Source organism: Curvibacter sp. CHRR-16 (assembly GCF_018474005.1).
Taxonomy (GTDB): domain Bacteria; phylum Pseudomonadota; class Gammaproteobacteria; order Burkholderiales; family Burkholderiaceae_C; genus Allorhodoferax.
Window position 1 is genome coordinate 285887 of record NZ_JAHCSH010000005.1, and the last position, 22285, is coordinate 308171.

General features: G+C 58.2%; 23 protein-coding genes. 11 read left to right on the top strand and 12 right to left on the bottom strand.

Annotation, left to right across the window (positions count from 1 at the left end):
- Positions 1-185: 185 nt before the first annotated feature.
- The 7 genes from KIK84_RS13110 to lspA form a co-directional block, all read right to left on the bottom strand.
- The gene (locus tag KIK84_RS13110) at positions 186-626 is read right to left on the bottom strand and encodes a copper chaperone PCu(A)C (protein WP_214123543.1); all 441 of its coding nucleotides are present in this window, start codon (positions 624-626) and stop codon (positions 186-188) included.
- Positions 627-664: 38 nt separating this feature from the next.
- Positions 665-1045, bottom strand: coding sequence for a DUF3703 domain-containing protein (locus KIK84_RS13115; protein ID WP_214123544.1), 381 nt, complete (start codon positions 1043-1045; stop codon positions 665-667).
- 88 nt (positions 1046-1133) lie between these two features.
- Entirely contained in the window at positions 1134-2354 is a 1221-nt protein-coding gene (locus tag KIK84_RS13120) for a L,D-transpeptidase family protein (protein WP_349815930.1), read from the bottom strand.
- Between the two features lie 71 nt (positions 2355-2425).
- Positions 2426-3052, bottom strand: coding sequence for an SCO family protein (locus KIK84_RS13125; protein WP_214123546.1), 627 nt, complete (start codon positions 3050-3052; stop codon positions 2426-2428).
- A 15-nt stretch (positions 3053-3067) separates the two neighbouring features.
- Positions 3068-3724, bottom strand: a complete 657-nt coding sequence (locus KIK84_RS13130) for a DsbA family protein (RefSeq protein WP_214123547.1) — start codon at positions 3722-3724, stop codon at positions 3068-3070.
- Positions 3721-4137 (bottom strand): disulfide bond formation protein B, encoded by a 417-nt coding sequence (locus KIK84_RS13135; protein WP_214123548.1) that lies wholly within the window; start codon positions 4135-4137, stop codon positions 3721-3723. The genes KIK84_RS13130 and KIK84_RS13135 overlap by 4 nt, the downstream gene beginning before the upstream one ends.
- Positions 4134-4658, bottom strand: coding sequence for a signal peptidase II (gene lspA / locus KIK84_RS13140; protein WP_214123549.1), 525 nt, complete (start codon positions 4656-4658; stop codon positions 4134-4136). Before lspA ends, KIK84_RS13135 begins: the two co-directional genes overlap by 4 nt.
- Before the next feature lie 337 nt (positions 4659-4995).
- Here lspA and KIK84_RS13145 point away from each other — a divergent pair, with 337 nt between their 5' ends.
- On the top strand, positions 4996-5235 hold the full coding sequence (locus KIK84_RS13145) for a hypothetical protein (protein WP_214123550.1): 240 nt from the start codon (positions 4996-4998) through the stop codon (positions 5233-5235).
- Between the two features lie 139 nt (positions 5236-5374).
- Here KIK84_RS13145 and KIK84_RS13150 read toward each other — a convergent pair whose 3' ends face one another.
- From KIK84_RS13150 to KIK84_RS13160, 3 genes are all read right to left on the bottom strand, one after another.
- Positions 5375-5662 carry a CopK family periplasmic copper-binding protein gene (locus KIK84_RS13150; protein WP_214123551.1) on the bottom strand — a complete coding sequence of 96 codons (288 nt, stop codon included), beginning with the start codon at positions 5660-5662 and terminating at the stop codon, positions 5375-5377.
- Between the two features lie 170 nt (positions 5663-5832).
- Positions 5833-7245, bottom strand: coding sequence for a heavy metal sensor histidine kinase (locus KIK84_RS13155; RefSeq protein ID WP_214123552.1), 1413 nt, complete (start codon positions 7243-7245; stop codon positions 5833-5835).
- The gene (locus KIK84_RS13160) at positions 7242-7928 is read right to left on the bottom strand and encodes a heavy metal response regulator transcription factor (RefSeq protein WP_138517129.1); all 687 of its coding nucleotides are present in this window, start codon (positions 7926-7928) and stop codon (positions 7242-7244) included. Before KIK84_RS13160 ends, KIK84_RS13155 begins: the two co-directional genes overlap by 4 nt.
- Before the next feature lie 140 nt (positions 7929-8068).
- Here KIK84_RS13160 and KIK84_RS13165 point away from each other — a divergent pair, with 140 nt between their 5' ends.
- The 10 genes from KIK84_RS13165 (at position 8069) to KIK84_RS13210 (ending at position 20918) form a co-directional block, all read left to right on the top strand.
- Complete coding sequence (locus KIK84_RS13165; protein WP_214123553.1) at positions 8069-9175, top strand: TolC family protein; 1107 nt, start codon at positions 8069-8071, stop codon at positions 9173-9175.
- A 12-nt stretch (positions 9176-9187) separates the two neighbouring features.
- The gene (locus KIK84_RS13170; protein ID WP_214123554.1) at positions 9188-10600 is read left to right on the top strand and encodes a multicopper oxidase family protein; all 1413 of its coding nucleotides are present in this window, start codon (positions 9188-9190) and stop codon (positions 10598-10600) included.
- Between the two features lie 38 nt (positions 10601-10638).
- Positions 10639-11124: a cupredoxin domain-containing protein gene (locus KIK84_RS13175; RefSeq protein ID WP_214123555.1), complete on the top strand. Its 486-nt coding sequence runs from the start codon at positions 10639-10641 to the stop codon at positions 11122-11124.
- A gap of 53 nt (positions 11125-11177) precedes the next feature.
- On the top strand, positions 11178-11519 hold the full coding sequence (locus KIK84_RS13180) for a copper-binding protein (RefSeq protein WP_214123556.1): 342 nt from the start codon (positions 11178-11180) through the stop codon (positions 11517-11519).
- 123 nt (positions 11520-11642) lie between these two features.
- A complete protein-coding gene (locus KIK84_RS13185) occupies positions 11643-12116 on the top strand; it encodes a DUF411 domain-containing protein (protein ID WP_214123557.1) in 474 nt (157 codons plus the stop codon).
- Between the two features lie 54 nt (positions 12117-12170).
- The gene (locus KIK84_RS13190; protein ID WP_214123558.1) at positions 12171-14513 is read left to right on the top strand and encodes a heavy metal translocating P-type ATPase; all 2343 of its coding nucleotides are present in this window, start codon (positions 12171-12173) and stop codon (positions 14511-14513) included.
- 49 nt (positions 14514-14562) lie between these two features.
- Complete coding sequence (locus KIK84_RS13195; protein WP_214123559.1) at positions 14563-14931, top strand: hypothetical protein; 369 nt, start codon at positions 14563-14565, stop codon at positions 14929-14931.
- Positions 14932-15301: 370 nt separating this feature from the next.
- Positions 15302-16294: a TolC family protein gene (locus KIK84_RS13200; protein WP_502757559.1), complete on the top strand. Its 993-nt coding sequence runs from the start codon at positions 15302-15304 to the stop codon at positions 16292-16294.
- The gene (locus tag KIK84_RS13205; RefSeq protein WP_250207958.1) at positions 16291-17787 is read left to right on the top strand and encodes an efflux RND transporter periplasmic adaptor subunit; all 1497 of its coding nucleotides are present in this window, start codon (positions 16291-16293) and stop codon (positions 17785-17787) included. The genes KIK84_RS13200 and KIK84_RS13205 overlap by 4 nt, the downstream gene beginning before the upstream one ends.
- Positions 17784-20918 carry an efflux RND transporter permease subunit gene (locus KIK84_RS13210; RefSeq protein WP_214123561.1) on the top strand — a complete coding sequence of 1045 codons (3135 nt, stop codon included), beginning with the start codon at positions 17784-17786 and terminating at the stop codon, positions 20916-20918. The genes KIK84_RS13205 and KIK84_RS13210 overlap by 4 nt, the downstream gene beginning before the upstream one ends.
- Here KIK84_RS13210 and KIK84_RS13215 read toward each other — a convergent pair.
- Together KIK84_RS13215 and KIK84_RS13220 are read right to left on the bottom strand one after the other, a co-directional pair.
- Positions 20915-21721 (bottom strand): metallophosphoesterase, encoded by an 807-nt coding sequence (locus KIK84_RS13215; RefSeq protein ID WP_214123562.1) that lies wholly within the window; start codon positions 21719-21721, stop codon positions 20915-20917. The two genes, KIK84_RS13210 and KIK84_RS13215, sit on opposite strands and share 4 nt — an antisense overlap.
- Positions 21722-21788: 67 nt before the next feature.
- Positions 21789-22244, bottom strand: a complete 456-nt coding sequence (locus tag KIK84_RS13220) for a hypothetical protein (RefSeq protein ID WP_214123563.1) — start codon at positions 22242-22244, stop codon at positions 21789-21791.
- Between the last annotated feature and the right edge of the window lie 41 nt (positions 22245-22285).

Sequence of the window (22285 nt, forward strand, 5' to 3'; positions counted from 1 at the left end):
GGTCTTAATCGGCGTACTGCAACTGGTTGCGATTGTTCAATCCGATTCGCCTGCGGACACGGTGCTTCACGGAGTTTTTCTGCTGGTACTCATCGTGTTAGGGACACGAAAGACCAAGAGTCCCAAAAAACTGCGTGGAAGACAGTGAGGCAGACAACGCGTGTTTGCCACTCCGACGGGCACGATTACTTCGGCTTGGTCAGTGACACAGGCGCATGCACGTAAACGACTTCGCGCGCACCATCCGCACTCTGAAAGATCAGCGTGATCTGTACCTCAAACCCTGCGCGGATCGGTTTTTTAACGTCCACGAGCATCAAATGGTAGCCCTCCGGTTTGAACTCCAGAGTTTTGTCGGCGTGCAATTGAAGATCGACCACGGGGTGCATCGTCTTGCCGCCTTTGTCCTGAGCCGCCCCATGCACTTCTACAGCTTCTGCGGACGACGATCGGGCTGAGATGAGCTTCGTGTCTTTGGGTGACAAAAGCTGCATATAGACCGGCGCTGATCTTTCACCGGGATCACTGGGACGCGCCCAGGCTTCGGTGGCGACGACTTGGGCCCGAGCCGTCACAAAGCACAGTTCGACAAGAACCAATAGCGCAATTTTTCGAAGCAGTTTCATCGATCAATGCCCACCCTGAAATAGGTCATGCAGGCCCATCAGCGGGAAAAATTTGCAGCCCGTGCAGCAGCAATCACTTGGAGTACTTCGATCGAAGGCGCCATCGCCCGGAACGCACTGATCTCCGCGCGGCCAGAGTTGCCAATTGGCAGGCGCCTGAACAGATGCCCCAAGGGAACCAGTGCGATTCTAAAAAGCTGCCCCAGTACCTCCTTCGGCATGCGTCTTTCCCAGGCCAGCGAGAGCATCAAACAATGGACTTGCAAGTGCGGAAAGAAGCGTGTCTGCCCCACGATATGGGCGGCTTCCAGCAACAACCAACGCTGCCCATCCGGCTCATGGGCGGCACTTCGGTAGTGCTCAATCAGGCGCTGGTAAGTATCTGTACTGTAGAAGTTGCTATTGGCTGGTATTGGCATGGCTGGATAGTTCCGAGTCTTGATGAAATCATCGGCATAGATTGTTCAACCTGTAGTAGCTACAGAGTCAATTGGTTTTCCACTGGGGCTATCCGATCACGCCTTCATAGATGATCTTCCAGGCATTGCTTCGCCATTGCCAATACTGGCGCACGGTACGGCCGGTCTTTTCTCCAGCCGCCAGTTCGTCAAAGGTTGCGATCATGGTGTCGGCATCGTCCGTCCAGCGAATCAGTGAAACGTCTTTGAGTTCCACGGGGCGATCACCCCGTTGAGCAATCTCCGAGCGCAGCGAGGAACTGAAGTGGACCAAGTCCTTGCCCTCGGCATTGAAGTCATTGGCATAAAACCGCATCATGTCTGCCTCGCGGCCCGGTCTTTTGGACTGGGCCCAGGACTGGAGCGTTTCTGTGAAGGACTTCTTCTCTGCGCCCAGGTGAGATGGTTGGACCCAGCGAAAGTTGCTGCCGATCAACACGGGCGTGGTACGGATCTCGACGGTGTTGATGATCCGCAGAAGATCGGGATTGGCCACGGCCACACAACCATCCGTCGCCTGGGGCGCGCGGGTGAACTGGGTGGACGGGGTGCCATGCAGCCAAATACCACCCCCAGTCTTCCCACGGCGCAGATCCAGTATGTTGGGGTAGTTCACCGGAAGCGCTCCAGACCCATACAGGTCCTTCAAGCTCGTGGGGTCCAGGTTGCTGGTGATGAAGTAGGCTCCTAAGGGCGTCCGCTGATCACCTTCCACGTTCTTCCCAACACCGGCCTTGCCCACGGATATGTAGTAGTTGGCCAGTAGCCGGGGGCCAGCTTCGGTGTTTTCGAACAGATAGAGACGCGCTTTTGCCGTGTCCACCGCGATGGCGTGCTTGTTGCGCTTTGCCAATGCAACGAACTGCGCCGGAATCCGATCGGCGGGAGGTGGCTCCTTGATGGCCGCAATGCGGAGTTGAGACTCCGCTCGGAGTGCCTGCAGATTCTTTGCGCCGGCTTGGGCAAGATCAGCAGGCACATCCCCTATGCCTTGGATTGGGCGTGACCGTGCAGAGAGCAGATCGCCCAGCACCAACTGCGCCAGCTGGAAATGGGGATAGTCGGCCACCAAAGAGGAGGCCAGCTTCAACGCATCCTGCGTATTGGCATTTCCAATCTGGCGATACACCTCAATCAGCCGGGCTTCGGCCAGACCATCGCGGGGCTGCTCAGCTCGCGCGGCAGGTTTTGGCTTGGGTTTTACCTTCTTGTCAGTTGTTCCAAGCGCCTCGGTGCTGATGCCCATCACCAGACAAAAGGCTGCAGACACATGCAGTAGCCGGGTTCGGCGCAAGGGCCTAGCCCAAGGTCGTTCTTTCGAATCCATTCACGTCTCCGGCATTACTTGTAAGCAAGAAGCTTCTTGATATCACTGGCAATGACTTTGGCTTCCGTGCCGTAGCTGGAAAAAAGGCGCACCTTGCCCGTGGTGTCGAAGATGTACTTACCGGCCGAATGGTCCATGGTGTACGAGGTGGGCGTTTTGCCAGGGACCTTGCGGTAGTACACCTTGAAGGAGTCAGCCAGTCCTTGGAGTTGAGCTGGTTCAGGCCGCAGGGCCAGAAATGTCGGGTCAAAGTTCCGCATGTACTCGCTGAGCAAGCGCGGCGTGTCCCGCTCGGGGTCCACGGTGATAAACAGCACCTGCAGCCGATTGCCAAGATCTCCCAGAAGTTCTTTGACGCCAGACATCGTGCTCATGGAGGTCGGACAGACGTCCGGGCATTGGGTGAAACCAAAGAAGATCACTACGATCTTGTCGCGGAAGTCAGCCAGACTCCTTATGTTTCCGCCGTGGTCCATGAGACGAAAGTCCTTGGCATAGTCCGCACCGGTGATGTCGGTGCTCTCGAACTTGGGTGGCTGGGGTGAGCATCCGTTCAAAGCGAATCCAGTTGCGATACCCAAGGCCGCAGTAGCGCAAAAGCTACGGCGAATGGGGTTGAAGTGTGGAGTGTGGGTGTCCATGGCGCAGAGCTCCGCTTACTTCTTGATCTTGGCGACTTCTTCTGCCACCAAAGACTCCAACTGAGCAGCACCAAAGCTGGGCAAGCTTCTGCCGTTCACAAAAAACGTAGGCGTCTTGGTCACCTCCAGCGCGGTCAAGTCTTCAACATCCTGTTTAAGCGCTGCGGCCACCGCAGGGGATTGGGCATCAAACAAGGCCTTATTGAGGTCTACGCCGACCCGAACAGCCGACTGGTATGCAACGTACAAATTGGGTTCCCCATGGGATGCCCATAGAGGTTGGTCGGCCAAAACGGCATCCAGGACTTCCCAGTATTTCCCCTGGACCTTGGATGCCTCCAGCATCTTGACCACGAGGTCTGAATTCCTATGAAACGGCGCGTAGCGCACCACCAACCGTACGTCGTTGGGGTACTTTTTCAGCAGTTCTTTGACGATGGGATAGAACTCGCGGCAGGTCTCGCAAGCCGGGTCAAAGAATTCGACGATAGTGACCGGCGCATTGACCGGCCCCAGGACCGGGGAATGCATGCGGACCAAGCGCGCCTCTGCCTGGCTGACCTTGTCTTGCTGCGAATTCTTCACCCGCTGTTGATAGGAATACATGCCAAAGGCGAAAAAGCTCAGTACAACGGCCACCAAGACGGCGACGGTGATTTTTTTGGAGTTCATTTGGATGTTTTCTTGAGATAGTGAGTAAGCAAGACCAAGATGGTCAGAAAAGCTGCAACTGAGAGCCAGGGGATCTGCAGTCCCCCGAGGATTGCCAGTTCCTGGTCGGCGCACGAGACGCCCGCACTACAAGGAACCCAGATCTTGGGTATCAAGTCCGCAACGAGCAGGCAGTGGTATGCCGCAAAGCCGCTGCCGACGATGGCAAATGGCATTGCATAGACCGCACTACGGCGGTCATCGTTGAAACACCCTATGCCCAGGATGATGGCCATGGGAAACATGCAAATCCGCTGGTACCAGCACAGGGTGCACGGCGTCATCAACATGACCTCGCCAATGAACAGTGCACCTAGGGTTGCAAGGACGGACACGATCCAGGCCAGTAGCAGTACACGCCATGGCGCCTTCATGCCCCAGTCTCCGGCAACTGGCTCTTGGATGTGGATTGAAGCTGCAACTTGAGGCTCAGGATCAGCCAGGCCAATACAGCTGCGACGACAAAGATGTCGGCAAGGTTGAAGGCCGGCCAATGCAGCCCTCGCCAATGCAAATCCAGATAGTCCACCACTGCGCCCGACTGAATGCGATCGATGAGATTTCCACCCCCGCCGGCAACGACAAGCGCCCCTACCTTGCGCTCAAAGGGGTCTGTTCTGCGCATCAGCGAAGCAAATGTGACTCCGATGACTACAACGACCCCAATGGCGATGAAGAAGTACCGCTGCCAGCCACCGGCATCTGCCAGGATGGAGAAGGCAGCACCGGTGTTGAGGACGTGGACGAGGTTGAACCAGCTGGTGACTTCAATCCCAGATCCCAGTGCAATGGTGTTGGCAAAGTAGGTCTTGGCGAGTTGATCTGCCGCTACCAGTAGCGCGACAAACAAGAGCCAAACCAGGCGCGGGTATCGGAATAGCCCGATTGAAGGCATAGGAACAGTTCCAGGAATGTTGGTATTCCCAGCCTTGTGGGCTGGGCCAATGCATTCGGCGTGCCTGGATTGAAGTACGCCAACCAGCAGTGCGAGAACGCACCGTGGCGGGGTATTGAATGCGCTTTGCGAGGATGGCTAGCCAGTGCCAAAAAGCGACTGACCAACCACCCAAGCGAAAGCTAACCCCCGGTTAAGACCGGGAGAGCCACTGAGGGCGATCTGGAACCTTAAGCGGAAGTGAGGCCAAGACGCGATCGGCGCTTGGCTCAATGACGGCAATGCCAGGAAGGACTGAACTACCGACAGCGGTGGCCACTGCCAAGGAGCAACCCGCATGGCAACTGCCACAGTCCAAATCAAAACCTTTGGATGGGGACTTGTCCGACTGGGAGAGCTCCCCTGGCTGCACCTGATGCTGGTGGCCATGGTGTCCCAGGTGCTTGGTAGCTACGCCAATTTCGTGCTGGCAATAGCCAGCCGTTGCAGCCAAAGCGAACTGCATCGGAATTACCAGCAACAAGAAAACGGCAAGCCATTTGCGCATGGGCAACATTGTAGTAGCTTCAAGTTTTGAGTGAACCACAAGGAATAGCGATCAGCAGCGGCGAGTACCTGGTCTGAATAAAAAAAGAGCCCCGAGGGGCTCTGAACTTAATTGCCAAAAACTGCTGTCAACATTTCGGCAGCATTTATTTTAGACTCCTGACGCCAACTCACTTGACCGGACGACCATAGTGGTCGCGAATCACCGAAGACAGCAGTGCGACTTCGTCACTGTTCATCGTGATCGTTGTCCCGTCGGCCGCAGTCATGGTTTCACCCGCATTCATCCGGGTGGGACGACCGTACTTGTCTTCCATTGCCATCTTGCCATTCTTGAACTGATGAACGACCGAGCCGTCCTTCAACGGAATCGATTTGTCGATGGCGAGATCCATGGAGAAGGCGGAGGCAAAGGGAACGGCCAAGGCCAAGGCGAGGACAGATTTGCGAATGGACATAATTCAAACTCCTTCAATGTGAGTAAACCCCACGAGGTATTTCGTGGGTACGATGCAATCGCTGCACCGTTGACTCCAATGTAGAAATTTGCCCCCAACACAAGCATGACCTGCACGTTACAAGTACGTCATGTTTTGGTCAAGCACTGCCGTGGTCTTGTCGGTCCGAATCAGACCGGCGCGTTGGTATTTGCTGTCAGGCCACTGGCTTTGGGAAACCGCAGCGTGAAGCGCGTCATGCCGGCCTCGGACGAAACCGCAATCCCACCGCCATGCGTATCCATGATGGCGCGTGTGATGGCCAGGCCCAACCCCGCGCCATCACTCTCGGGATGGGTTCGAGATTTGTCCACCCGGAAAAAGCGATCAAAGAGACGCGGTTGCATATCCGGGCTGATGGTGTTCCCAGGATTGGTGACGCTCACCTCCGTCCAGTCATGCGTATATTCAATGTGGATGGAGACCGTGGAGTCCGGCGTAGCGTGACGTATCGCATTGGAAAGCAGGTTGCTCAGTGCGCGCCTCAGCATCAGACGATCACCACTGATCGCGCCACTGCCAGTCAACTCCAGGCGAATATCCTTGTCCGTTGCCAGTGCTTCGTAGAAGTCGAACAAGGCCTGCGCCTCGACCTCTACCTCAACAGTCTCTTGGCTTGGCAGTGCCAGACCGTGCTCCGTTTTAGCAAGGAAGAGCATGTCCGACACCATTCTGGCTAGACGTTGCAGCTCCTCTGAATTGGATGCCAGCACGTCCTGGTAGTCTTCGTTGCTTCTCTTTGTCGATAGCGTGACTTGGGTTTCCGTCAGCAGATTGCTGATCGGCGTTCTGAGCTCGTGTGCCAAGTCTGACGAAAACTCTGAAAGACGACGAAAGTCTTCCTGCAGGCGGTCCAGCATGTCGTTCAAGGTGCTGGCTAGGTCCGCCATTTCTACCGGGACGGCTTCGACCGGCATGCGCTCTTCGAACTTGTTCGAGGTCACGGCTTGGGCACGCGTTCGCATGATCCGCAGTGGCGCCAATCCGCGGTTTGCAGCAAGCCACCCCAGCAATCCGCTGAACAGCGTGGCGAGAGTCACATAAAACACCAACGTCGTCTGAAAATGCGCCTGGAAATGATCGTGCGACTTGGTGTCCAAGGCTACCCACACTGCCAAAGGCTCATCCCGTTGGAAATCTGTGGCGATCAGCGTGCCCAATGCGCGGTACTGATGCCCTGCGTCTTGCCAGTTGGATACGCTTTGCGTGCGCAGGTCCCGCCCGATTTGGCTTGCGTACCTGTCAGGTATCTTGAGCGGGGCAGTCTCATACAGAATCTTCCCATTGACCTGGACGGCAACGATCAACCCTTCATGGCTGTGCAGTACTTCGTTAAGGCGATCTTGAAAATCCTTCCGTGACGTTGCCTTCGTTGCGACTTCCTGGACAAGGTGGATTTTGTCCTCCAAGAGGCTGCGGTCTAGGTCCTCGAAGTGCTGATTCATCGCGAGCGAGGTCACCCCTCCCAGGCCCAGCAGAACGGTAGCTGATGCCAGTGTGTAAAACAGGGTAAGACGGGTGGTGAGTGAGAAGCGCTGCGTCATGGCGTGGTCAGCGGATTTTCCAGAACATAGCCCATGCCACGTACCGTCTGGAGCAGCTTGGGCTCGAACGCGTCGTCAATCTTGCTGCGCAAGCGCCGCACCGCCACTTCAATGACGTTGGTATCACTGTCAAAATTCATATCCCAGACCTGCGAGGCGATGAGGGAGCGTGGCAAAACCTCACCTTGCCGACGCATCAGCAGTTCCAGCAAACCGAATTCCTTGGAAGTCAAATCGATGCGTTTGCCCGCACGCGTCACGCGGCGGCGCAGTAGATCCAGCTCCAGGTCGGCCACTTTCAAGGAGGTTGCCTCGACGCCGGACTTGCCCCGCCGCAAGATGGTGCGAACACGGGCCAGCAGCTCCGCAAACGAAAACGGTTTGACCAGGTAATCATCTGCGCCCAGCTCCAAGCCTTTGATCCGGTCCTCAACCTGGTCCCTGGCGGTCAGGAACAGCACGGGAACCTCGTTGCCTTTGCGACGCAGATTGCGCATCACCTCCCAGCCGTCCATGCCTGGGAGCATCACATCCAGGATGATGAGGTCATGTTCGCCTTCAAGGGCAGCGTGCAAACCGTCGTTTCCGTTGTGGAGCAAGTCCACGATAAAGCTGGCCTCCTTGAGGCCTTGGCGCAAGTATTCGCCCGTTTTGGGCTCATCTTCAATGATCAGTATCTTCACAGTCGGCGTCCTTTTCCCGAGTGTGCACCGACGGGCCTAGTCACCGCCGAAGATTACAAATTTGTAATCTGAACGACAGGTTGGCGTTGGGACTGCCTCGATAGAGTTCAGCCAGTTTCACACAACCCCAAAGGACTCTCATGCACCGTGTTCCGAACCAGCGACGCAAACCGCTACGGTTGGCAACGCTCGCTTTGTGCGCACTAGCTGGTGTTGCATCCGCCCAGCCGACCACCCAGGAGCCTGTGGAGCAAGGCTCCATGGATTGGCGCAAAGCCAATGAAGCAGTCTCCCAATTCAAGCGGGGACATGCGGATGTTCTCAAATGGGAGCAGGCCAACGACACCGCATCCAAGGAAATTTCTGCCGTAGCACCGGACTTTTGGCTCAAGACGGCCGACGCCGCTGTTCGGCAAGCATGGCGTGCACGCCCCGAACTGGGATCGTCCTTATCCCAGCTGGGCGCAGTCAACCAGGAGCACATTGCCCAAGGGCGTTGGCTGGAGGTTGATCCTGCCGTACGTCGCCATGTGGATGAATTTGACGCGATTCTCGACACAGCGGTGGATGCCCGCAAGGCCTGGTGGGGGGCCGTGGCCGCCCAAGCCAGCCTGAAGTCTCAGCGCGACATGCAAGAGGCGTCTTCCGCTGCTGCCGAACTGGCCCGTCGCATGGCGCGCGTTGGAAATTGGAGCCGTATGGAACAGGCCCAGTCGCAGTCGAGGCTGGGTAGCGTCAAGCTGCAAACACTGAAGGCAGAGGCTGAATCCAAACAGGCCCATATTGCCTTGCTCAAGGCACTTCGGCTGCAGGGGACTGCATCGAGCGTGGGCTTACCAGATACCTTGCCAGAAGTAACCACGCCAGTAATCACCGCAGAAACCATTCAAAAAGGGCTGAAGGCCCTTCGTCCAGTGCTCCCACGTGCCGAGGGCATGCGCGTCCAGGCAACGGCAAAGCAGGCTTTTGACATCTATGAGGCCAGCTACGCAGCTGCCCGTCTGTCGCAAGAAGAGCAGACATTGCGCCAGTTCGTCTACGACGAAACCGTGCTTCGGTACAACGGAATGTTGCTCAGTGTCTGGGATCTCCTGGCAGAGACCGGTGCCCAGCTGCAGGCCAATGTGTCCGCGATCAATGCCAAGCGCGACCTCCTGATTGCCGAAGCTGATTTGCAACTGGTTTTGCAAGGCGGAGCCCCGGCCAGCTTCGTGGGCGTGGGCTCTGGCGCCACGGCTGAGAAATAACTAGGAAACACCATGGATCAAACCAATTCCCGTCGCCGATTTTTTGCAGGTGCTGCTACTGCTGTAGCGGGTATGGCGGTGGCTCGCTCTGCGCTGGCCACCTTGCCGGAACCGGTCATTCAGACTTCCGTGAATACAGCGCCACCGCTCATTCCTACGACCGGGCGTCCCTACAACCCTGTTGTGACTCTGAATGGCTGGACGCTGCCATGGCGTATGAACAACGGCGTCAAGGAGTTTCACTTGGTCGCCGAGCCCGTTGAACGGGAAGTCTCACCCGGCTTCAAAGTCAATATGTGGGGCTACAACGGCCAAAGCCCAGGTCCCACCATCGAGGTGGTGGAAGGCGACCGGGTACGAATCTTCGTCACCAACAAGCTTCCTGAGCACACAACCATCCACTGGCACGGTCAGCGACTGCCCAGCGGCATGGACGGTGTGGGTGGCCTCAACCAAAAGGCTATTCCCGTTGGCAAGACCTATATGTACGAGTTTGTCGCGCGCCGGCCGGGGACATTCATGTACCACCCGCACGCCGACGAAATGGTGCAAATGGCCATGGGCATGATGGGCTTCTGGGTCACGCATCCCAAGGAAAAACACCCCCATATCAGTGATGTGGATCGGGACTTCTGCTTCCTGCTGAACGCCTTTGACGTGGAAGCTGGGACCAAGACGCCCAAGATCAACACGATGACCGACTTCAACATCTGGTCTTGGAACAGCCGCGTATTCCCGGGCATCGACACCCTCAATGTGCGCCACAACGACCGGGTCCGCATCCGCGTGGGCAACCTGACGATGACCAACCACCCCATCCACGTCCATGGACACGAGTTCCTGGTCACCGGCACGGACGGGGGGCCAACGCCACCAACCTCTCGCTGGTACGAAGTCACTACCGATGTGGCCGTCGGGCAAATGCGCCAGATTGAGTTCGTTGCCGATGAAGAAGGTGACTGGGCCATGCACTGCCACAAGAGTCACCACACCATGAATGCTATGGGGCACACCGTGCCCACCATGGTGGGGGTGGACCACCGGGGATTGATCAAGAAAATCCAGAAAGTCACACCCGATTACATGCTCATGGGCGAGCGCGGCATGGCCGACATGGGTGAAATGGAAATGCCCATTCCCGAAAACACGGCCCCCATGATGACCGGTCAAGCCCAGTTTGGTCCCGTCGAAATGGGTGGCATGTTCACTGTGCTCAAGGTGCGCAAGGACCAAAAGCCGGGGGACTACAGCGACCCGGGCCCGTACCAATTCCCTGCGGGCACTGTGGCTCAGGAATTTACGGGTGTGCTCCCTGAACCTGCGCGGCTGCGCTCAGAGATCGCCTCGGGCAAGCCCGCGAACGACAAACCAACCCCTACCACCGTACTGAATGCGCGCAAACCGTCGTCGCACTCCGGTCACTGATCTCGTACACCACTGTTTTTTAACCCAAGGAACCCACCATGAAGTTTGCAAAATTTGTCTCTTCCATCATCGTTGTCGCCAGCATTGCGGCTATTTCCACTGGAGCCCTGGCCAGCGGCAATCACGCCGGCGGCCATGATGAAGAGTCCGCCATCGGAAAAGCTGGCGTTGCCGCCAAGGCCACTCGCACAGTGACCGTGGAGATGGCCGATAGCATGCGCTACACCCCCTCTGAGATCCAGGTCAAGAAGGGTGAGACCATCCGCTTTGTAGTGAAGAACGTGGGTAAGGTCCGGCACGAGCTGAGCTTGGGCACGGAGAAAGAGCTGCTGGAACACTTGGAACAAATGAAGAAGTTCCCCGGCATGGAACACGATGAGCCCAGCAAGATCACACTGGATTCCGGCAAACAAGGTGAAATCGTCTGGCAGTTCACCAAAGCTGGAACCGTCAACTTCGCCTGCTTGATGCCTGGTCACTATGAGGCTGGCATGAAAGGTCAAGTGAAGGTCGGTGCCAAGTAAGCGGTACAGCGACCTCTAAGAAATTCGTTCCCATCCATACAGGAGTACTCAACATGACACGTATCCCACACGCTCTCGCAGCTACTGCCACCGCTTTGTTGGCCTTGGTCAGCATGCCTGGCGTTGTCCACGCGCAGATGGACAACGCAAAGATGAATGAGACACAAATGACCTCCATGACCGACGGCGAGATCCGCAAGGTGGACAAAGACGCCGGCAAGGTCACGATCAAGCATGGAGACATCAAAAACCTGGATATGCCTGGAATGACCATGATTTTTGTGGCCAAAGAAAAGTCGCTGCTGGACAAGATTCAAGCAGGTGACAAGGTGAAGTTTGCCGTGATCAACGACGGCGGCAAGCTGGTGGTCACCGAGATCCAACCCGTCAAGTAAGACTTCCTGTACGCAAGTGAGGCTTGCAGGCAGTTTCCGGAAATAACGAGGCGCCGTTGTGGCGCCTTGTTATTTGTCAAAGCCGGAATGGTGTTTTGTCGTCAAACTACTAAGGAGCAAACCATGGGCACTCAATTCAAGACCAGACTACAGCGCCGAATGCTGCTCGGATCTGTTTTGATACTGGCACTGCCTTGCGTACATGCCGCCAGCCATGGAGCCTCTATCGAGGTGTGGAAAGACCCTAACTGTGGATGCTGCAAGGACTGGGTGACTCACCTGGAGAAATCCGGCTTCACAGTGAAGGTCAACCAAAACGGCAACGATGTGGTCCGCGAGCGCTTGGGCATGCCCAGGCAATTGGGTTCCTGCCACACGGCCGTGGTCGGTGGTTATGTCATTGAGGGGCATGTGCCGGCGAATGACATCAAACGGCTTCTGAAGGAGAAACCCACAGCCATCGGCTTGTCTGTACCAGGTATGCCAGTGGGCTCACCTGGTATGGATGGGGCGGTTTACGCCGGACGCAAAGGTGCCTATGACGTCCTGCTGGTAGCCAAGGATGGCAGCTCGCGCGTCTACCAGGGTTATCGCTGACTTGGAATTTCTGGGCTCATAGTGGCCTTCGTAGGTTTACAGGGAGAAAGAAGCATGGACCATTCGACACACGCAGGACACCACGGGCACCATCAAGCAGGGTCTTCCAACGATGAGAGTCCGCTCAAAGACCCCGTGTGCGGAATGAAGGTCACTGTTCAGTCACCTCATCGCTCCGAGCACATGGGGCACGACTTCTTTTTTTGCGGCCCCAAATGCAAGGCGAAGTTCGACGTCAGTCCCATGCAATACATGGGAGGGATTCAAGAGAAGCCGGCCTCACAGCCCGCGGCGACGGGGACGGTCTATACCTGTCCCATGCACCCCGAGATACGGCAAGACCATCCGGGAAGCTGCCCCAAATGCGGCATGGGATTGGAGCCGGTCATGCCGTCGTTGGACGACGAAGAGAATCCTGAACTGGCTGATTTTGAACGCCGTTTTTGGTGGACGCTGCCTCTGACAGCCGTTGTGTTTGTGCTGGCCATGTTTGGACACCGATTGCAGTGGATGGACATGGCAGTACAGAGCTGGGTGGAGTTCGCGCTGGCCACGCCCATCGTGGTGTGGGCCGGTTGGCCATTTTTTGTCCGGGCCGCGCAATCCTTCGTCAATCGCAGTCCCAATATGTGGACGCTCATTGGCCTTGGTACAGGGGCGGCATACCTCTATAGCGTAGTGGCCACCCTTACTCCAGGCGTGTTTCCTGATTCCTTTGTCTCGATGGGTCGGGTTGCCGTGTACTTTGAAGCGGCGGCCGTCATCATTTCATTGACTCTGTTGGGTCAGATGCTGGAGCTCAAGGCCCGTTCCCGAACCTCGGCGGCTATCAAATCCCTCCTGGGCCTGGCTCCCAAGACGGCACGACGCATCAAGCCCGACGGGACAGAAGAGGACATTGAACTGAGCCACGTCCATCTTGGCGATCTGCTGCGTGTACGCCCTGGTGAGAAAGTACCAGTGGATGGGGTGGTCACAGAAGGCAGCAGTGCTGTCGATGAATCCATGCTCACTGGTGAGCCGCTGCCAGTTACCAAACGAGTGGGCGACAAGGTCATCGGTGCAACCCTCAACACCAGCGGTTCCCTGGTCATGAAGTCCGAAAAAGTGGGATCGGACACTGTCCTTTCTCAAATCGTGCAGATGGTGGCCCAGGCGCAGCGGTCCAGAGCGCCCATGCAACGCATGGCCGATGTGGTGGCGGGCTACTTCGTGGTTGCCGTAGTGAGTATTGCGGTTCTGACGTTTCTCGGCTGGGGCCTCTTCGGCCACCAACCTAGCTGGGTGTATGGCCTGATCAATGCGGTTGCGGTGTTGATCATTGCCTGCCCATGCGCCCTGGGTCTTGCGACTCCCATGTCCATCATAGTTGCAACGGGCAAAGGCGCCGTCAATGGCGTGTTGTTCCGTGACGCGGCCGCCATTGAGAACCTGCGCAAGGTGGACACCCTCATCATTGATAAAACTGGCACTTTGACCGAAGGTCGCCCCACGTTCGAGAAAGCAATCCCCAGTGATGGGTTGGATGCTGACGAAGTTCTGCGTCTGGCGGCCAGCCTGGACCAAGGCAGTGAGCACCCGTTGGCTGCGGCCATTGTGGCGGCGGCGCGCGAGCGCAAGCTGGTGCTGGAAAAACCAGAGAACTTCGAGTCTGGTTCAGGCATTGGTGTGCAGGGTCACGTGGCCGGCCGCCATTCGGTGCTGGGAAATACGGCCCTGATGCAGCAGATCAATGTCTCTGTGGATAGTCTGAAAGTTCAGGCCGAAGCCTTGCGTGCTGAGGGTGCCAGCGTGATGCACCTTGCCATCGATGGAAAACTAGCCGGTCTGCTTGCCGTGTCGGATCCAATCAAGGCCAGCACGATGGAAGCCCTGGCTTCCCTCAAAGCCTCCGGCATGCGCATCGTGATGGCGACCGGTGATGGCGTCACCACCGCCAAGGCCGTGGGTGCCAAGCTTGGGATTGATGAAGTGCATGGCGAAGTCAAACCTCAGGACAAACTAGCCTTGGTGGAGCAGCTGCAAAAGCAAGGCCGAATCGTGGCCATGGCCGGTGACGGGATCAATGACGCGCCGGCTCTGGCCAAGGCCGATGTGGGAATTGCCATGGGAACGGGCACGGATGTGGCCATGAACAGCGCACAAGTCACTTTGGTCAAAGGCGATCTACGTGGGATTTCCATAGCACTCGCACTGTCCAATGCCACCGTGGGCAATATGAAGCAAAACCTGATGTTTGCTTTTCTGTACAACGCGTTGGGGATTCCGTTGGCCGCTGGCTTGCTCTACCCATTCACCGGTTGGCTGCTATCGCCCATGGTCGCCGCCTTGGCCATGAGCTTCAGTTCAGCATCCGTCATCGGGAATGCCCTGCGTTTACGGGGCAAAACGCTGTAGCGGGAACCCTGGTTTGGCGTTGAACTTCCACTTCGGGTTTAATCAGATCGTGCGCACCGTTCGTCTCATTCTGTTGATGATGCTCAGCCTGGCAATCCCATTGGCGGGATATGCGGGCTTGGGCGTGCCGAAGATGCCTTGCCCCATGGAAATGGCCGCCATGGCAGAACTTCAGCTCAGTGCCGACATGGAGCAGACACCCGTAGCCAAAATGGGCAAGTGCTGCAATGACATGGAAACCCTGCTCAAAACGGGCAAGACCTGCAAGGTAGGCCAAGACTGCAAGATTGGCAGCCTGGGACTTTCCGTCCATTTCCCCGCAATCCCCGAAGTTTTCAGCAAAGACACCCTCTTGGCCCGTCTGAACGACCGTGCCATAGAGCCTCGACCCATCCCCATCTGGCGTCCGCCAGCCTGACCCCAACCCCTTGAATCCGTGCCTTGCCGTCTTTGTGCGGCCAGGTCGTCGCGCGCAAGCGCAATATTTCAGGAGTTGGGACATGCATTGTTCCGTTCACCCCCTTGGGCACCGTGTCAGCCGCAGGTTGATTGCATTTGCCTTCCCGCTCACAGTGGCCGTGCCGCTATGGGCCACGCCACTGTCCTTTGAGCAGGCCTTGTCCCTGGCTATCCGGGGAGCGCCCACCCTTGCAGCATCCCAAGCCAGGGTGGATACCGCACGTGCAGCAGCCGTTCCGGCTGGAGAGCTGCCAGACCCCAAGCTCGCAGTCGGTGTCGAGAACCTGCCCGTCGCAGGGCCAGATCGGTATAGCTTGACTGGTGATTTCATGACGATGCAGCGTATCGCCTACATGCAGGACATCCCCAATCGCAGCAAACGGGAAGCCCGTGTTGCAGTGGCCCAGGCCAAGGTCCAGCAAGCCGAATCTGCACAGCAGCTCTCTACCTTGACCGTGCGCAGAGAAACCGCCGTGGCCTGGATCCGCCGCTATGCCTTGGAACGACAGATCGCACTGTTCGACGGTCTCTTCCAACAAAACAAGCTCCTGGAATCAGCGGTCCAGGCACAACTGGCCGGTGGGCGCGGCGCCATCGCCGACGTATTGATGCCCAGGCAGGAGGCGGCCATGCTGGCCGAGCGCCTGGACGAGCTGCGAACTCAGCGTGCACAGGCCATTGCCGCACTGCAACGCTGGATTGGAGCTGCCGCCGGTGAATCGCTGGAGGGCGAACCGCCCAGTTGGGCACTGGACCGTGAGGCGTTGGCCCACCGCATTCAAGACCATCCCGATGTCAACCTGCTCAGCAGCACCAGCCGTGTGCTGGATGCCGAGCTACAGGAAGCGCAGGCCGCTAAAAAGCCAGACTGGGGTGTGGAGCTCGCCTACCAGCGCCGCGGGGAGCAGTTTGGCGACATGGTCTCCTTCAAAGTAACTTTTGACCTTCCAACGGCACCAGCGAAGCGCCAGGATCCGCTCATCGCGGCCAAGCAGCTGGAGCGGATGGGCCTGGATGCAGAGCTGGAGCTTGTGCGGCGTGAACACCTGCAGGAACTTGACACCGAGTGGGCGGAACTGGCGCGCCTGAACCTGGCCGTGGAACGCAACCAGACTGTTCTGCAACCCCTCATGCGCGACAAGGTCGCCCTGACGCTGTCCGCCTACCAGGCCGGCAAAGGCAGTCTGGTGGAGCACCTGAACGCACGCCGGGAATCTCTGGAAACCCAACTCAGGCTGTTTGCCCTCCAAGGAGAACGCCAAGTGCTCAGCGCACGCCTTCACTTCACCAACGATGCCCCACTGACCGGAGGTGCGCAATGAGCTTCACACCCATGCAAAAGAATCTGTCCCTCACTGCAATTGGCTTGGTGATCTTGGCCCTGGGCGTTGCGGGAGGTGCTTGGTGGACCAAGCGCAGCTCCAACATGGCACCGGCCACTGCCGAATCTGCCAAGTCTGAACGCAAAGTGCTTTACTGGTACGACCCCATGAAGCCGGATGCCAAGTTCGACAAAGCGGGGCCATCCCCGTTCATGGACATGCAACTGGTGCCGCGCTATGCCGACGAAGGTGGCGCGGACACGGCCGCACTGACCATCTCCACACGTGCCAGCCAAAGTTTGGGAATGCGGGTTGCCACAGTCGTGCAACGGGACCTCTCCGGCACGGTGGAGGTCGCTGGAACCCTGCAACTCAGCGAGCGGGATGTCAGCATCGTCCAGGCCCGCACCGGTGGCTTTGTCGAGCGCGTTTACGCCCGTGCGCCTGGGGATGTCATCAGCGCAGGCAGCCCTCTGGCCGACGTCACCAATCCGGAATGGGTGGGTGCACAGCAAGAGTTCCTGGCCGTCAAAGCCATGGGAGACGCCACACTGACCCAAGCCGCACGCCGGCGCATGGCGCTGCTAGGCATGTCCTCCAGTTTGATCCAGCGCGTGGACAGCAGCAATCGCACCATGGCGTTGACCACCATCACGGCGCCTGGTTCGGGCGTGATCTCGGAGTTGATGGTGCGCCAGGGCATGAGCCTGAGCCCCGGTATGACACTGGCCCGGATTACCGGGTTGGGCACGGTCTGGCTGGAACTGGCCGTGCCGCAGGCCCAGGCATCTACCCTCGACATCGGGCAAGCGGTGGAGGCCCGTCTTTCTGCCGCACCTGAAACCCTCCTCAAGGGCAAAGTGACATCGGTGCTCGCAGAAACCAACCCGGACACGCGAACCTTGCGCGTCAGGGTCGAACTTCCCAATCCGGGCCAGAGGCTGCGTGCCGGCATGTTGGCCACAGCGACCTTGCACGGCCCCACAGAGTCGGTCCTGCTGGTGCCCTCCGACGCCGTGATCCGCACCGGCAAGCGCGCATTGGTCTATCTGGCCGAGGACGGAGGCCAATACAGACCGGTTGACGTACAGCTCGGTGCGGAACGTGATGGCCAGTTGGTCATACGCCAAGGCCTCAGTGCGGGCCAAAAAGTGGTGGCATCGGGGCAGTTCCTGCTGGACTCGGAAGCCAGCATGCGAGGGATCGTCCCTCCATCGAGCCTGTCATCCACCCCGATGAATACTGCTGCCCCCAGGCTGGAGAAGGTTGCGGCCTTTGAAACACAGGGGGTGATCGAGGAACTGGATGCCTCCAACATCAAGCTACGCCACGAACCCGTGCCAGCGCTCAAATGGCCGGCCATGACCATGGGCTTCAAGCGCGCCAAGGAGTTGCAGTCGTCTGGCTTCAAAGTTGGGGACACCGTGCAGTTCCAGTTCAGGGCTGTCGGTGACGAATACGAGGTGGTGGCGCTCAAGGGGGTGAAGCCATGATTGCGGCCATCATCCGCGGGTCGGTCTCAAACCGCTTTCTGGTGCTGCTGGCCACGGTGTTTTTGGCGGGTGCGGGCCTCTGGGCCGTGCGTTCCACCCCCATCGACGCCTTGCCGGACCTATCTGATGTGCAGGTCATCATCCGCACCAGCTACCCCGGCCAGGCGCCTCAGATTGTGGAAAACCAGGTCACCTACCCGTTGGCCACCACCATGCTGTCCGTGCCGGGAGCCAAGACGGTACGGGGCTTCTCGTTCTTTGGGGACTCCTTCGTCTACATCCTGTTCGATGACGCCACCGATCTGTACTGGGCGCGCTCTCGCGTCCTGGAATACCTCAACCAGGTACAGGGACGACTGCCTGCAGGTGCCAAGTCGGCCCTGGGGCCCGATGCCACCGGTGTCGGCTGGATCTACCAGTACGCCTTGGTGGACCGTACAGGTGGACATGATCTGTCCCAACTGCGGGCATTGCAGGACTGGTTTCTGAAGTTCGAACTCAAGACCCTGCCCAACGTCGCTGAAGTGGCCAGTGTGGGCGGCATGGTCAAGCAGTACCAGGTCGTGCTGGCCCCCCTCAAGCTCAATGGCTACGGCATCACCTACGAGCAGGTGCGCCAGGCACTGATGAACGGGAATCAGGAAACGGGCGGTTCGGTGCTGGAACTGGCCGAAGCCGAGTACATGGTGCGGGTCAATGGCTACCTGCGGACCCTTGACGATTTCCGGGCCATCCCACTTTCCAGCCGCGGCGGCATTGCAGTTCGGCTTGGGGACGTGGCGACGGTGCAAGTCGGACCCGAGATGCGCCGCGGCGTGGCCGAACTCGACGGCCAGGGAGAGGTCGCGGGAGGTGTGGTGCTACTGCGCTCCGGCAAGAATGCCCAAGAAACCATCCGTGCTGTCAAAGCCAAGCTGGCCGAACTGCAAAAAAGCCTGCCACCCGGAGTGGAGGTCGTCACCACCTACGACCGCAGCGCCCTGATTGAGCGGGCCATCGACAACCTGTCTGCCAAGCTCGTGGAGGAGTTCGTCGTGGTGGCGCTGGTATGTGTACTTTTTCTGGGCCATCTGCGATCTGCGTTGGTTGCCATCATCTCGTTGCCACTGGGCATCGTGGCGGCCTTTGTGGTGATGCACATCCAAGGCATCAACGCCAACATCATGTCCTTGGGCGGCATTGCCATTGCCATCGGAGCCATGGTGGACGCGGCCGTGGTCATGATCGAGAACGCCCACAAGAAGCTGGAGGCCTGGCAGCATGCCCACCCCGATCAGGTCTTGCAAGGACAAGAACGGTGGAACGTCATCACCGAAGCGGCCGTTGAGGTCGGGCCGGCTTTGTTTTTCTCATTGATGATCATCACCTTGTCGTTCATTCCGGTGTTCACACTGGAGGCCCAAGAGGGTCGCTTATTTGGCCCCTTGGCATTCACCAAGACCTATGCGATGGCAGCGGCGGCCGGACTCTCTGTGACTTTGATCCCCATCCTGATGGGGTACTGGATCCGGGGGCGCATCCCGGATGAGCAGCGCAACCCCATCACCCGGGCCCTGATCGCGGTGTACCGCCCCGCACTGGAGTGGGTGCTGCAGTGGCCCAAAGTCACTTTAGCTATTGCCGTTCTGGTCTTTGCCACCACGCTGTGGCCGGTGAGCCAGTTGGGCGGGGAATTCCTGCCTCCCTTGGACGAAGGGGATTTGCTCTACATGCCTTCAGCCTTGCCGGGGCTGTCGGCGCAGAAAGCGTCGGAGCTGCTGCAAATCACCAACCGCATGATCAAGACCGTGCCCGAGGTGGAACGCGTGTTTGGCAAAGCGGGTCGGGCGGAGACGGCCACCGACCCTGCGCCCATGGAGATGTTCGAGACCACCGTGCAGCTCAAACCCCGGGACCAGTGGCGCGCCGGTATGACGCAGGAGAAACTGATCGAAGCGCTGGACCTGGCTGTCAAGGTGCCCGGCCTGTCCAACATCTGGATTCCGCCGATCCGCAATCGCATCGACATGCTCGCCACCGGGGTCAAAAGCCCCATTGGCGTCAAAGTCAACGGGACTGACCTGGCCACTATCGACCGCATGGCTAGCCAGATCGAGCAGGTAGCCAAAGGCGTGCCCGGGGTGTCCAGTGCTTTGGCTGAGCGGTTAACTGGAGGCCGCTATGTCGATGTTCAGATCGACCGGGTGGCCGCCGGGCGCTATGGACTGAACATCAATGACGTGCAGGCTTTGGTGTCGGGCGCGATTGGTGGCGAGAACGTGGCAGAGACCATTGAAGGATTGGCGCGCTTTCCCATCAATTTGCGCTACCCGAGGGAATGGCGAGATACCCCCGAGAAGTTGGCCCAGCTTCCCATCCTGACACCCATGGGGCAACAGATCACCCTTGGTACGGTGGCCAAAGTCAGGATCACCGATGGCCCGCCCATGCTCAAAACTGAAAACGCGCGCCCCTCCAACTGGGTCTATGTGGACGTGCGTGGGCGAGATCTGGCTTCCGTCGCCAACGATCTCCGTCAGGCGGTGAGCCAGCAGGTCAAGCTCGAACCAGGGGTCAGCATTACCTATTCGGGCCAGTTTGAGTTCCTGGAGCGCGCCAATGCCCGGCTCAAGGTCGTGGTACCGGCCACCTTGCTGATCATCTTCGTACTGCTGTACCTGACCTTCAACCGACTGGATGAGGCTGCGCTGATCATGGCCACGCTGCCATTTGCGCTGGCGGGTGGGGTCTGGTTTCTGTACCTGATGGGCTACCACCTGTCAGTGGCCACCGGCGTGGGGTTCATCGCGCTGGCGGGGGTAGCGGCAGAGTTTGGCGTGGTGATGCTGCTCTATCTCAAGCAAGCCTTGGCCGAGCGAACTATCCTAGATGAAGCCCCCGGAGTTGTCATGGTTCTGGATGCCATTCGCGAAGGTGCAGTGCTTCGAGTGCGCCCCAAGGCCATGACGGTAGCGGTGATCCTGGCGGGCCTGATTCCCATTGTCTGGGGAAGTGGTACTGGCTCGGAGGTGATGAGCCGGATTGCGGCGCCCATGCTGGGAGGAATGATCACGGCGCCACTGCTGTCACTCTTCATCATCCCAGCCGCCTACCGGATGATGCGTGTGCGCGCGGCACGCAGACGCGATTAGTTCAGGGGAATCACCAGTTTTTTGTCAAAGAGCGGATTCTCAAACTGAAAGTCCCCCTTGGAGGCTGCCAAGGCCCGGTTGCGGACGTACCCCGCGGGGTTGGCCACCACACGGCACCGGCCAACTTGGTAGTCAAAGGAGTCGTGCACATGGCCATGCAGCCACAGGTCAACGTTGGGCATCAACGCGGACAGATCGCTCACGTACGCCCCGTTACGCTTATCTCCCACATACCGAGGGTGGACAGACAAGGGATGGGGGCCATGGTGGGTAATGACCACAGTTTTCCCGTCAAATGGCTTCGCTAGTTCCTGTGTCAGCCAATGTCGGGAGGCCGCATGCTGATCCAAGGCATCCTGCGGCGTAAAGGCTTGCGAGCCCGTTTGGATAAAGAAGTGGTCTTGGATGCGCTGCTGCACGTCTTCCATGACGTGTGCCTGTGAATACATGGATCGCAGACGGTAGTCGGTCCACATCGTACAACCCAGAAAACGCATGCCACCAAGGATCAGAACATCCTGCTGAAGATAGTGGATTCCGGCCGCCGCCGCGGATTCTCGAAGCCGGTGTTCCACAGCGTCCAGAGAATCTCCGTAAAACTCATGGTTGCCGGCTATGTAGATGATGGGGACATGGCTTTGCGCAGCCCACTGCGCAAATGTGTCGATGGCCAAAGTGCCTTTGTGGATATCTCCTGCCAAAACCAGAACGTCTGCGGCCTGGGCCGGACAGATCAACCGCTCTTCAGGCCAACGCGTGTGCAAGAGGTCCAAATGCAGGTCGGAAGCGAGCTGAATGTTCATGGACCGGGCTGACACTTGCAGTCGCAGCAGACCTGCGGATGTTGCGGATAGCAGCTCAAAAGTCAGTTCAGTTGACGAGTTTGAACTTCATCGCATCCAGCTGGAACTCGTCGGCATTGTGTCCAACGAACGAAGCGGAATACAACTCCCCGGTTGTCGTTTCAAAGACATCCATGGGGCTGTGTTCGGTATCGGGTTCACGACCGGACCAGACAGCGCCAATCTGATCCATTTTCCAGTTGTCGGTCCCGTTCACATGGCCCGGAGTGAGGATATGCACGGATTTCAACCGAATGCCACTCTCAGGCCCCAAGCCAATCAGCTGCTCCACACCGCTGAACTCTGCAAACAGTATGGTGCGGCCGCAGGCGAACTCTTCGTCCTCCATTGTTTCGGATTGCTCAAAGTAGGCCAGAAACCAGGTTTGTTGCAAGGCAAGCTCGGTTGCCGTCCAAACAGTCTCGTCGGGCTCACAAAACAGGGCTGAAATAGGAGAGCGAAATGGGGCGCGAGTGAGGAACATAGAGACTCAAAATGAACACTATAGATTGTAGCCCTATAGAG